This is a genomic window from Actinoallomurus oryzae (genome assembly GCF_039541955.1).
Taxonomy (GTDB): domain Bacteria; phylum Actinomycetota; class Actinomycetes; order Streptosporangiales; family Streptosporangiaceae; genus Actinoallomurus; species Actinoallomurus oryzae.
This window is the reverse complement of the sequence record NZ_BAABHF010000017.1, coordinates 242,813-253,978: the sequence shown is the minus strand read 5'-3', so window position 1 is coordinate 253,978 and position 11,166 is coordinate 242,813. Positions and strand designations below refer to the sequence as shown.

Sequence of the window (11,166 nt, the reverse complement as noted above, 5' to 3'; positions counted from 1 at the left end):
ATGCCTCCGGGCACTGACAGGACCGTCCGCCCGATAGCGTGGAAGAGTGCGTCTAACCGTGTTCTGGGACCGGATGAGCCAGCAGTTCGGCGAAAATTACGCCGAGAGCGTGGCCAAGGACTACGTCATGGCCGAGCTCGGCGGCCGCACGATCGAGCAGGCCCTGGCCGACGGCGTCGGTGCCAAGGAGGTCTGGCAGGCCGTCTGCGCCACGTTCGACGTACCCCAGAAGCTGCGGTGACCATCGATCGGCCGCTCGCCGAGGCGCGGGCCGGTCCGACGCGGCTCGCGGCGCAGACCTCAGATGACGGCGATCGCGGTGATCAGCCCGACGGTCGCCTGGGTGGCACCGAGCAGGATCGCCGACGGCTCGAGCTTCTCCTTGGCCATCAGCCCCGCCACGTCCACGCCCAGCAGGTAACGGACGATCACCGAGGCGACCAGCTGCGCCACGATGCCCACGAGACCCCACACCAGGGTCGCGATCAGTCCTTCGAGGAGCTTCCCACCGGAGGCGAAGATCGACGCGGCCACCACCAGGCCCACGGCCGAGACCCCGCAGACGGCCAGCAGCGTCGCGTTGGCGTTCCGGTTCGTCCGGATGATCGTGGTCAGCCGGCCCGGAGTCGCGAGGTCGACCGCGAGGAACCCGATGACCAGCAGCACCAGGCCGAGGGCCGTGTACGCGGCGATCGCGCCGGCGCCCTTGCCCAGAGCCGTGCCGAAGCCGTCCGAGAACGCCAGATACATGTCGGTCTCCCTGTAGGACTCAGTCGTCGATGCGGTGGGGTACGAAGGATGAGGTGTCGTCGGTGATGAGGCCGGACGTCTCACGGATGCCGAGGCCCGCCGACTCGTCGCCCACGACCCACGCGCCCAGCACGGGGTGCTCGCCGTCGAAGTCGGGCAGCGGGCAGAACTCCTGGTAGACGAAGCCCTCCGCGCCGTACTCACCGGTGGTCGTCGTCTGTACGCCCTCGGGCGTCACGATGCTCATGCTCGCGCCCTCGCGGCCCAGCAGCGGCTTGCGGATGTAGGACGTCAGCGTGCTCGGCGTGCCGAGGAAGGCCGGCAGCAGGTTCGGATGGCCCGGGTACAGCTCCCAGAGCACGACGAGGAGCGCCTTGTTCGACAGGAGCATCTTCCAGATCGGCTCGATCCACGCCGCCCGCGGGATGTGCCGGCCGAACGGCTCGGAGACGATCCACTCCCACGGATAGAGCTTGCAGAGCGTGCGGATCTCCGCCTCGTCCAGGTCGACGAAACGCTCGTTGAGGGCGTGCCAGCCGACGTCCTCCATGGCGATCGCGCTCGCCCGTACACCGGCCTGCTCGGCCGTCTCCTGCAGGTACGCGATGGTCATGAGCTCTTCGCCGGTCTCGTCCTCGGTCGTCCAGGCGAAGTGCACGGGGGAGGGCGGGGCGATCTGCTTCCACCGGTCGACGAGACGCTCGTGGACGGAGTTCCACTGGTCGTCGCCGGGGTAGACGTCCTGCAGCCAGTACCACTGGATGATCGAGCTCTCCACGAGCGCGGTCGGGGTGTCGGCGTTGTACTCCAGCAGCTTCGCCGGGCCCTCGCCGTCGTACCAGAGGTCGAACCGCCCGTACAGGTGCGGGTCGCGCCGCCGCCACGACGCCTCGATCAGCGGGCGCACCCAGGGCGGGATGCCGAACACGTCGTACCGGCCGGTGCTCACGACGTGCTCCACCGCGGCCAGGCACATCTGGTGGAGTTCCTCGACCACCGACTCCAGCGCGAGGACCTCGTCCATGGGGAAGACGTAGTGCACGGACTCGTCCCAGTACGGACGGTTCAGGTGCTCAGGGTGGGAGGTGCGGTGGTACGCGAGGCCCTGCGACTCGATGATCTGAGCCCAGTTCGCGCGCGGGTCGGAGAACTCGCGTCGCACGCTCAGCCTCCGTGGGAGCCGGAGTGGCCGCCGAAGCCGCCGCGTGAGATCACCCGGCCACCGCGCGAGGTGATCTTGCTGCCGCGCGGGCGGATGGTGCTGCCGTGCGAGATGTATCCGCCGTGGTAACGGCCGCCGTAATACCAGTAGTAGCGGCCGTACGAGCCCCCGTTGTCGCAGTAGTAGTCGGGGACGACGCGGTAGGAGCCGCCGTGGGAGTTCCAGCCGTCGACGCAGCTCGCCCTCGTGCTGGACGAGCAGGCGACGAGGGTCAGCGACAGGACGCTCAGGGCGCTCAGCTGCACGGCGCCTGAGCGCATCCGCCGACCGGCGGCTTTGGAAGGCATTGCCGACGACCCTCCGATTCCAGGGTTAGTGCCCGGTAAGTGTAGAGGTGGGACGGTCGATCGGCAGGATCGGTTCAACGAATGGGAAAACTCAGATAAAGGTCGGCCGGTTCCGTTCCCGTGGGAAGGTCGCTCACCTGGCCGTCGCCGGTCTCCACCACCCGCCAGGTGCCGTCCGCACGTCGTGCCAGGTCAGTGGTGATGAACCGGCAGCCGAGCGAGCGTACGCAGGGCGCGACCGCGTCCGTGAGTGGGCGTGGGCGCACCTCCGGCGTGTCCGGATGCGGTCCGACAAGAACCGGCTCTCCATCGACCCACCAGACGCGCGCCTCGCCGCCCTCGTACGTCTCGAACTCGCGGACCACGATGCCGCCGGCCAGGAAGTCGCCCTGGAGCTCGACGAAACGCGAGACGACCGCGTGCAGCCGGTCGACGTCGGTGACGTCGGGCACGAAGCAGGCGTCGTCCCACTCGTGCTTGCGCGACTTCACGTAGTCCTTGACGATCGCCGGGCCCTTGGCGAGCGGGCGTACGAGCCGGGCCAGGCGGTCCTTGTCCGGAGGTGTGCCGGGACGCGCCGGCAGCCACACGCTCGCGGGGGTGACGCCGGCGAACGTGTCGTACCAGCCCGGCAGCTCGTGCGCCTTCTGGTAGCCGTCCGGCGGCACCGCCATCGTGACCCCGCGCGCGCCGAGCGCCGAGGCCAGGGCGGTGTACTGCACGGACGTCAGCATCCATCCGCGGTACCAGGCCGTGCCGAGGTCGCGCGGTACACGGTGTGCGGCCATGGCGGCGTCGCCCTGCTGGAGGGCGTCATGGTCGATGAGCGCGACGGATCCGCCGAGCGCGCGCACGGACTCGGCCTCCCGCGCGAAGTGTTCGTCGACCCGCCGGGGGTTGAGCGGGTCGGCGCACATGAGAATGGTGACCGGCATGATCCTGCGCCTCAGCGTAAGCCAAGTTCACCGGACTTTCTGAGTGTCCGACCATGATCGAACACGTGTTCGGCTAGAGTTGACCGCAACGGGCGGCGTAATCCACAACGGTGGCCCGGACTCTCGAAAACTGTCGGTGCGGCCCCGTAACGTCGCACCCGTCAACATCAGTCACCGATTTTCACAGGGACACCTCACATGGCAGCAAACGATCGCGAGAAGGCCCTCGAGGCGGCGCTCGCCCAGATCGAGCGGCAGTTCGGCAAGGGTTCCGTCATGCGGCTGGGCCAGGAGGGGCGCCCTCCGGTCGAGGTGATCCCGACCGGATCGATCGCCCTCGACGTGGCCCTCGGCATCGGCGGCCTCCCGCGCGGCCGCGTCGTCGAGATCTACGGCCCGGAGTCCTCCGGTAAGACCACCCTCGCGCTCCACGCGGTCGCGAGTGCGCAGAAGAACGGCGGCATCGCCGCGTTCGTCGACGCCGAGCACGCGCTCGACCCGGAGTACGCGAAGAAGATCGGCGTCGACATCGACGCGCTCCTCGTCTCCCAGCCGGACACGGGGGAGCAGGCCCTGGAGATCACCGACATGCTGATCCGCTCCGGCGCGATCGACGTCGTGGTCATCGACTCCGTCGCGGCCCTCGTGCCCCGCGCCGAGATCGAGGGCGAGATGGGCGACAGCCACGTCGGTCTCCAGGCCCGCCTCATGTCGCAGGCGCTCCGCAAGCTCACCGGCGCCATCAACCAGACCAAGACCACAGCGATCTTCCTCAACCAGCTGCGGGAAAAGGTCGGCGTCATGTTCGGCTCACCCGAGACGACGACGGGCGGCAAGGCGCTGAAGTTCTACGCGTCGGTCCGTCTCGACATTCGGCGCATCGAGACGATGAAGGACGGCACCGACGCCGTCGGTAACCGCACCCGCGTCAAGGTCGTGAAGAACAAGATGGCCCCGCCGTTCAAGGTCGCCGACTTCGACATCCTGTACGGCGTGGGCATCAGCCGCGAGGGCGGCCTCATCGACATGGGCGTCGAGCACGGCTTCGTCCGCAAGTCCGGCGCCTGGTACACCTACGAGAGCGACCAGCTCGGGCAGGGCAAGGAGAACGCCCGCAACTTCCTGCGGGAGAACCCCGACCTCGCCAACGAGCTGGAGAAGAAGATCAAGGAGAAGCTCGGGGTGGGCCCGAAGCTCGACGCCGACCCCGCGACACCTGCGGCGGAGACCCCGGCTCCGGCCCCGGCCGTGGCGGGCGCGGCGGCGGGCAAGACCGCCCCGGCCAAGCGCGGCTCCAAGAGCACCCCGAAGCCCGGTGACGCCTGAGCCCGGCGCGCTGAAATGCCGAGGCCGGGCGCAGGGGCGGCATGGCTCGGGTCGGGCAAGGCGGGCCCGTGAAAGCCTCCTGGCGGGCGGCGGCGTCACATCCCGCACCGGATCGACACCGGCGCGGGCACCTTCCCCGGTGGCGTCGCCCCCGCTCAGGAGTTCTGACACGGATGCCGGGGTCGGTGCTCGGGCTGCTCGCTGACCTCCGGTCGGCTTCGCCGGAGCCCTTTGTGCCTGTCCAGGGGGCGACCCCCTGGAACCCCCGATGCCGGGCTTCGCCCGGCGGCCTGGGCTGCTCGCTGACCTTCGGTTAGCTTCGCTGGAGCCTTTTGTACTTGCCCAGGGGGGTGGCTCTCTGGAACCCCGGCGCCGGGCTTCGCTCGGAGGCTCGGGCTACTCGCCGGCCTTCGGTCGGCTTCGCCGGGGCCCTTTTGTACTTGCCCAGGGGCGATCCCCTGGGACTTCTGGTGCCGGGCTTCGCCGGGCGGCTCGGGCTATTCGCTGGCCTTCGGTCAGCTTGGCCGGGGCTCTTTGTACTTGCCCAGGGGGGCGGCCCTCTGGGACCCCCGGTGCCGGGCTTTGCTCGGAGGCTCGGGCTGCTCGCCGGCCTTCGGTCAGCTTCGCCGGGGCCCTTTGTACTTGCCCAGGGGGGTGATCCCCTGGAACTCCCGGTGCCGGGTTTCGCCCGGCATGCCTTCGGTGCCCGGTTCGATCGAAGAGTTCGGAGGTGTCATGTCCGCCGATGAGACCGGTGCCGGGTCTGACGGCTTGGATCCCGCCGATCCGGCGCCCGGCTGGGCCACTGGAGCCACCCCTCCTGCCGGTGAGCGGCGGCGGTCCTCTCCTGAGGGCACCGGGCCCGGCTGGGCCGGCGGTGAGCGGGCGCGTTCTTCGGCCGGACGCACCCGGTCCGGCTGGGCCACCGGCGCCACCGGCCCCGCAGGGGAGCCCGGCGGAACTTCGGCCGACCCTCTTCCGGCCGGTGGGGAAGGGGAGGCCCCGCCCACGCCGTACGCCGGCGGTCCGGCATCTGGGTCGGGTGGGCGTGGTGCGGCTTCCGGGCGGCGAAAAGGCGGACGGACAGGTGGACGGACGTCCAGGCGTGCGCGCCGAGGCGGCGAAGAGCACTCCTCCGGAGGCGAAGCGCGCTTCGGCCGCGGGGAGGGTTCTGGCCGCTGGGAGGGTTCCGGTCGCGAGGCGGGCGGGCCGCCCGCCGATCCGGAGGCGGAGGCACGCGAGATCTGTCTGCGGCTGCTCAGCTTCTCACCTCGCACGCGGGCGCAGCTCGCGGACGCGTTGCGGAATAAGGGTGTGGACGACGAGGTGGCCGAGCGGGTGCTGGGCCGGTACACCGAGGTCGGCCTGATCGACGATGCCGCCTTCGCACGGGCGTGGGTGCAGTCGCGGCACACCGGCCGCGGCCTCGCCCGGCGGGCACTCGCGGCCGAGCTGCGGCGGCGCGGCGTCGCCGACGAAACGGTCAACGAGGCCGTCGAGGAGCTCGACCCCGAACAGGAAGAGGCCGCCGCCCGCGAACTCATCGCCAAGCGCATGGCCGCTACCCGTGGCCTCGACCCGGTCAAGCGCACCCGGCGCATCCTCGGCGTCCTCGCCCGCAAGGGATACCCCAGCGGGCTCGCCTATCGCCTCATCCGCGAAGCCCTCGAACAGGAAGGCATCGACGACCCCGGCGTTCCCACGGACGAATGACCGCGAACACCTGGGGGAGAGGCATTGACCTGCGGGTTGGGCCGAGGCTTTGGGGTGCTCGGTCGCGCGTCGGTGGTGCGGTCACGCGGTCGGGGTGCCGGGAGCGGGCGTCCCGGGCCGTCGGCGGGAGTTATGGGGATTCGGTTGCCACATGCAACGAATCGTCCCGAACGAGGAGTCTTTCCTTGCCCATTACCTCCTCGACGCTTACGGTTACGGCAGTGAGGAGTTACTCCGCGCAGTGCGGATTGCCATACGACCGCAGACGTTGACGAGCTGAGAGGTAATCCGGCCGGCTCCCCCCAATGGCCGGTTGGTACGGATTGCAGGGTTCCAGGCGGAAGCCTTGGGCCCCGGACGGTTGTGCCCTGCCCGGCATCCGTCGGCGGTCCGGCATACCCGTGGCGCGCTCGTAGCCCCTCGCACGCCGCCCTGGTGTTGGGCGGTCTCCGTGTCGAGGAAAGGGGTCAGTGCCGTGATCTGGGTTGTCATAGGTGCGGCACTGGTCATCATCGTGGCGTTCGTCACCTTTGTCGTCGTCGTGCTTCAGCGGCTCCCCGGGCGGGGAGGCTCCGACAGCACCGTGCCGAGCGAAGAGGAGATCAACGCTCATCGGGACGCGGACGAGATCGTAGCGCGGGCGAAGGCGGAGGCGCAGGAGATCGTTTCCGAAGCCGCGGCGAAGGCCAAAGAGGTCTCCGCGGCGGCGCGCGAAGACGCCGAGAAGGAGATCAGGTCGCTCAAGGACGATCTCCGGCCGGTCCGTGAGGATCTCGAGAGGCGAGAGATCCGGCTCGCCGAGCGCGAGCAGCGGCTCGACGACGAGATGCGGCGCCTCGAGGAGCGCGGCCAGAAGCTGGACGAGCTGAAACAGTCCCTGAAAGAGCGCCGGGCCGAGCTGGAGCGGATCGACGAAGAACGCCGCCAGGTCCTCGAACAGGCCGCCGGGCTCACCGCCGAGCAGGCCAAGACCGAGCTCGTCGCGGTGATCGAGAACCAGGCCAAGCGCGAGGCGGCGCTGATCGTCCGCGACATCGAGAACGAGGCACGCGAGCAGGGCGAGAAGCGCGCGAGAAAGATCGTGACGCTGGCGATCCAGCGGGTGGCCACCGAGCAGACCGCCGAGTCCGTCGTCTCGGTCCTCCACCTGCCGAGCGACGAGATGAAGGGCCGCATCATCGGCCGTGAGGGCCGCAACATCCGGGCGTTCGAGACGGCCACCGGCGTCAACCTCATCATCGACGACACCCCCGAGGCCGTCCTGCTGAGCTGCTTCGATCCCGTACGCCGCGAGGTCGGCCGGCTCACTCTGGAAAAGCTTGTCCTCGACGGCCGGATCCACCCGCAGCGCATCGAGGAGATCTACGACCACAGCAAGGCCGAGGTCGAGCAGCTGTGCGTACGCGCGGGCGAGGACGCCCTGGTCGAGCTCGGCATCACCGACATGCACCCCGAGCTCATCGCTCTGCTCGGCCAGCTGCGCTACCGCACCTCGTACGGGCAGAACGTCCTGAAGCACCTGATCGAGTCGGCGCACATCGCCGGGATCATGGCCGCCGAGCTGCGCCTTCCGACGGCCCTGCTGAAACGCTGCACCCTCCTGCACGACATCGGCAAGGCGCTCACCCACGAGGTCGAGGGCAGCCACGCGCTCATCGGCGCCGAGATCGCTCGCCGGTACGGCGAGGACGAGGAGGTCGTGCACGCGATCGAGGCCCACCACAACGAGGTGGAGGTCCGTACGGTCGAGGCCGTGCTCACCCAGGCCGCCGACGCGATCAGCGGTGGACGCCCGGGCGCCCGCCGCGAGTCGCTCGAGGCGTACGTCAAGCGGCTGGAGCGACTCGAGGAGATCGCCACCGAGCGCGACGGCGTGGAGAAGGTCTTCGCCATGCAGGCGGGCCGCGAGATCCGCGTCATGGTCCGGCCGGACTCGGTCGACGACATCCAGGCCCAGGTCATCGCGCACGACATCGCCAAGCAGGTCGAAGAGGAGCTGACCTACCCGGGGCAGATCCGGATCACCGTTGTACGCGAGTCGCGAGCCACGGAGTTCGCCCGCTGACGGACACGGCCGCGCGTTACGGCGTGATGCGGTGACCAGGCGGGGTGAGAGCACCGGAGTGACGCTGCGCTGGTTCGTCGAAGACGTGTGGGGCCAGTTCGGCGACGACCACACCCGGCCCGAAGCCCCGCTGCTGCCCTCCGAACGCAAGAACACCGACGGCAGTGCTGCCCGGGTCGGGGATAGGGATTGAGGTCATGTCCGCACACCCCGCCGGACCGGCCGGCCGCCGGGCCGGCTGGGGGAGGAGGCAGATCGGGGAGGACCTGGACCTCGCGGCGCGCCGCTGCCCGGTCAAGGCCAAGGGCGCCCGGAGCAAGGCCCGCCGCCGCGGGCAGGCGCGCGAGGACTTCGTGCCGGAGACCGCCTACTGGGACGCCGGCACCGCCCGGCTCCTGCCGCGGCAGGAGCCGAGGGCCGATGTTCGTCACCCACCGCCTACCCGCCCCCGCGGAAGGTCGTCGCCTGTCTCAGTTCAGGCCGGTGAGGAACTCGCCGAAGAGCCGGTTGGCGGTCTCCGAGTCGTAGAGGCGCTCGAACTCGGTGCGCGCCAGGCGGCGCCGGAACTCACCGTGGTAGAAGACGTCCCCCGCGTCGTGCATGAGGTCGGTGAACCATGCGGCGAACGCCTGGTAGTTCCAAACGTGCTTCAGGCAGGTGGCGGAGTACGCCTCCAGCAGGCTCGTGTCCTGCTCCTTGACCTGCTGCCGGACGGCCGCGGCGAACACGTCGGCGTCGTGCAGGGCCAGATTCATGCCCTTGGCGCTCATGGGCGGCACGATGTGCGCGGCGTCACCGAGCAGGTACAGGTGGCCGTAGCTCATCGGGTCGTGGACGACACTGCGCAGTGGCACCAGTGTCTTGCTGGAGATCCGTCCCTTCACGGCGATCGGTTCGCCGAAGCGCGCATCGATCTCTCCCCAGATACGGTCGTCCGTCCACTCCTCGACAGCAGTGTCCAGAGGGCACTGGAGGTAGAAGCGGCTCGCCTGGGGACCGCGGGCGAACTGGCCGGCGAATCCCCGGTCGTGAATCGCCATCATGGACTGGTGGTTGGCGGGGGCCTCAGCCAGTACGGTCAACCAGGCGTACCCGTACTCGTGGGAGTGGCGGGTCAGCTCCTCCTCGGGGATGCTCGCCCGGCAGACGCCGTGGTCTCCGTCGCAGCCGGCGATGAAGTCGCAGGTGATGGTGCGTGTCACGCCTGAGCTGTCGCGGTAGCGCACGCGCGGTCGAGGGCCGGTGATGTCCTCCGGCGCCACGTCCTCGGCCTCGAAGCGGAGGTCGCCGCCGTCGCTGACGAACACGTCGATGAGGTTGCGCACGAGTACTTGCTGGGGGCAGAAGCGCCCGTCGCCGAGGTCGTCGGTCACGTACTTGAAGGGCCGCGTCTCGCCGTCGATGCGGAAGTTCAGCACCGGCTCGAAGGGGACGCCGCCGATAACCCGGTCCGCCAGGCCCCACTCGCGGAACATGCGCGCGGCCCGGGAGTCGATGACCCCTGCACGCTGGCGCTGCTCGACGTACTCGCGGCTTCGCCGCTCCAGTACGACGCAGTCGATCCCGCTGCGCAGGAGGAAGTTGCCGAGAGTGAGGCCGGCGACACCCGAGCCCACGATCACGACAGTGGTGTTTTCGTCCATAACGGACATGGATGGTGCTCCTTAGTGCTGTGGTTCTGGGCAAGCCGCCTTTTGCGCTCGCTGCCGCGCTGCGGTGACAGTCCCCGGAGACGGCCCGCTCCGGACGTTTGGCGCACGGGGACGCGGCGACATACCCTTAAGCGAAGCCTTCACTACGCATCATACGTAGTGCTTACTACGTTTGCAAAAGGGGTCTGATATGCGCCGCGATGGGGCTGCCAACAGGGAGAAGGTCCTGCTGGCCGCCGAGCATGTGTTCGCCGAGAAGGGGGCCGCCGCCTCTACCGACGAGGTCGCCCAGCGGGCCGGGGTCAGCATCGCCACGGTCTTCCGCAACTTCGCCACCAAGCAGGACCTGATCGAGGCGACCGCGGTTCGCTACCTGGAGAAGCTGACCGCCGAGGCCCTGCGGCTCACCGACGGCCCGGACGCCGGCAAAGCCTTCGCCTCCCTGTTGAGGACCCTCGCGGCAGCCGGGCCGGTGAAAATGACCTTGCTGGACCTGCTGCCCCCACACGACGACGGAGAGGGCCTGTCCCGGCCGGTCACTGAGGCGGCTGACGCCTTCCGTGCGGCCCTCGACGGCGCGCTCCACCGCGCCCAGGCCGTCGGCGCCGCACGGCCCGAGGTCACCGGAGACGACGTCTCCCTTCTGCTGCGCGCCCTCGCATACGCCACGGGCCTCAGCGAAGGCGAAGCACTCGACCGGGCTGTGGGCATCGTCCTCGACGGCCTCGGCGTACCGCGCTGACACCTGGTACCTCCCGCCACCTGGATGACGCGCTCGGCCGGAGGCCGCGCCGTCGGTGCGGGCCGTCGCCATGCCGTCACACCTCGTCTGTAGCGTTCTTGTCGCGCAGGGGCCGCAGGCCGCCGGGCAGGCCGGGAAGCTGGAATGAGTGCCGCCCCAGCACGTTGGTGTGGTGGCGCACGAACGGGGAGCCGGGCGACGTACTCGTCACGGATCTTCAAGCCGTCGGCAGTGACGGCGGCGTCCGTGTGGCGTGCCAGGCGCAGGATGTGCTGCGGGCGTAGGCGAACCCGGCCAGGTGAGCGGCCCGGTCGGCGCCGGTCCAGGAGAAGGGCCCGGCATGAACCGGCCCAGGTACCACTGGGGGCGCGGCCGTATTACGGCGTGACGCGGTGACCAGGCGGGGTGGGGCGTGCGGCCTGTGGTGGTCCTCGGGCACCCGCAGGGCACGAGGGGCACCGCCGCGTTACGGCG

At 69.7% G+C, this 11,166-nt stretch carries 12 protein-coding genes; 6 read left to right on the top strand and 6 right to left on the bottom strand.

Annotated elements, in window-relative coordinates:
- Window positions 1–46 precede the first annotated feature (46 nt).
- A complete protein-coding gene (locus ABEA10_RS14060) occupies window positions 47–241 on the top strand; it encodes a DUF3046 domain-containing protein (protein ID WP_329256928.1) in 195 nt (64 codons plus the stop codon).
- Window positions 242–300: 59 nt separating this feature from the next.
- Here the strand turns inward: ABEA10_RS14060 and ABEA10_RS14055 are convergent, their stop codons facing one another.
- The 4 genes from ABEA10_RS14055 to ABEA10_RS14040 form a co-directional block, all read right to left on the bottom strand.
- On the bottom strand, window positions 301–750 hold the full coding sequence (locus ABEA10_RS14055) for a DUF350 domain-containing protein (protein WP_329256933.1): 450 nt from the start codon (window positions 748–750) through the stop codon (window positions 301–303).
- A gap of 19 nt (window positions 751–769) precedes the next feature.
- Window positions 770–1,912, bottom strand: coding sequence for a glutathionylspermidine synthase family protein (locus ABEA10_RS14050; protein WP_345462916.1), 1,143 nt, complete (start codon window positions 1,910–1,912; stop codon window positions 770–772).
- A gap of 2 nt (window positions 1,913–1,914) precedes the next feature.
- A complete protein-coding gene (locus ABEA10_RS14045) occupies window positions 1,915–2,217 on the bottom strand; it encodes a hypothetical protein (RefSeq protein WP_345462914.1) in 303 nt (100 codons plus the stop codon).
- 116 nt (window positions 2,218–2,333) lie between these two features.
- Window positions 2,334–3,194 (bottom strand): ATP-grasp domain-containing protein, encoded by an 861-nt coding sequence (locus ABEA10_RS14040; protein ID WP_345462911.1) that lies wholly within the window; start codon window positions 3,192–3,194, stop codon window positions 2,334–2,336.
- Between the two features lie 198 nt (window positions 3,195–3,392).
- Between ABEA10_RS14040 and recA the strand changes: the two genes are divergently transcribed.
- The 4 genes from recA to ABEA10_RS14020 all read left to right on the top strand — a co-directional run bounded on the left by recA (window position 3,393) and on the right by ABEA10_RS14020 (window position 8,491).
- Window positions 3,393–4,520: a recombinase RecA gene (gene recA, locus ABEA10_RS14035; RefSeq protein WP_345462908.1), complete on the top strand. Its 1,128-nt coding sequence runs from the start codon at window positions 3,393–3,395 to the stop codon at window positions 4,518–4,520.
- A gap of 1,242 nt (window positions 4,521–5,762) precedes the next feature.
- Entirely contained in the window at window positions 5,763–6,233 is a 471-nt protein-coding gene (locus ABEA10_RS14030; RefSeq protein ID WP_425550908.1) for a regulatory protein RecX, read from the top strand.
- Between the two features lie 475 nt (window positions 6,234–6,708).
- Window positions 6,709–8,298 carry a ribonuclease Y gene (gene rny, locus ABEA10_RS14025; RefSeq protein ID WP_345462902.1) on the top strand — a complete coding sequence of 530 codons (1,590 nt, stop codon included), beginning with the start codon at window positions 6,709–6,711 and terminating at the stop codon, window positions 8,296–8,298.
- A gap of 31 nt (window positions 8,299–8,329) precedes the next feature.
- On the top strand, window positions 8,330–8,491 hold the full coding sequence (locus tag ABEA10_RS14020) for a hypothetical protein (RefSeq protein ID WP_345462899.1): 162 nt from the start codon (window positions 8,330–8,332) through the stop codon (window positions 8,489–8,491).
- Window positions 8,492–8,768: 277 nt separating this feature from the next.
- Here ABEA10_RS14020 and ABEA10_RS14015 read toward each other — a convergent pair whose 3' ends face one another.
- The gene (locus ABEA10_RS14015; protein WP_345462896.1) at window positions 8,769–9,950 is read right to left on the bottom strand and encodes a 4-hydroxybenzoate 3-monooxygenase; all 1,182 of its coding nucleotides are present in this window, start codon (window positions 9,948–9,950) and stop codon (window positions 8,769–8,771) included.
- Between the two features lie 190 nt (window positions 9,951–10,140).
- Here ABEA10_RS14015 and ABEA10_RS14010 point away from each other — a divergent pair, with 190 nt between their 5' ends.
- Window positions 10,141–10,692, top strand: a complete 552-nt coding sequence (locus ABEA10_RS14010) for a TetR/AcrR family transcriptional regulator (RefSeq protein WP_345462893.1) — start codon at window positions 10,141–10,143, stop codon at window positions 10,690–10,692.
- A 76-nt stretch (window positions 10,693–10,768) separates the two neighbouring features.
- Here ABEA10_RS14010 and ABEA10_RS14005 read toward each other — a convergent pair whose 3' ends face one another.
- Window positions 10,769–10,903 carry a hypothetical protein gene (locus ABEA10_RS14005; RefSeq protein WP_345462890.1) on the bottom strand — a complete coding sequence of 45 codons (135 nt, stop codon included), beginning with the start codon at window positions 10,901–10,903 and terminating at the stop codon, window positions 10,769–10,771.
- Window positions 10,904–11,166: the final 263 nt, after the last annotated feature.

Coding starts and splice junctions, on each gene's coding strand:
- ABEA10_RS14055 (WP_329256933.1), bottom strand. CDS start 750: ATGTATCTGGCGTTCTCGGACGGCTTCGGCACGGCTCTGGGCAAGGGC.
- ABEA10_RS14040 (WP_345462911.1), bottom strand. CDS start 3,194: ATGCCGGTCACCATTCTCATGTGCGCCGACCCGCTCAACCCCCGGCGG.
- recA (WP_345462908.1), top strand. CDS start 3,393: ATGGCAGCAAACGATCGCGAGAAGGCCCTCGAGGCGGCGCTCGCCCAG.
- ABEA10_RS14015 (WP_345462896.1), bottom strand. CDS start 9,950: ATGTCCGTTATGGACGAAAACACCACTGTCGTGATCGTGGGCTCGGGT.
- ABEA10_RS14010 (WP_345462893.1), top strand. CDS start 10,141: ATGCGCCGCGATGGGGCTGCCAACAGGGAGAAGGTCCTGCTGGCCGCC.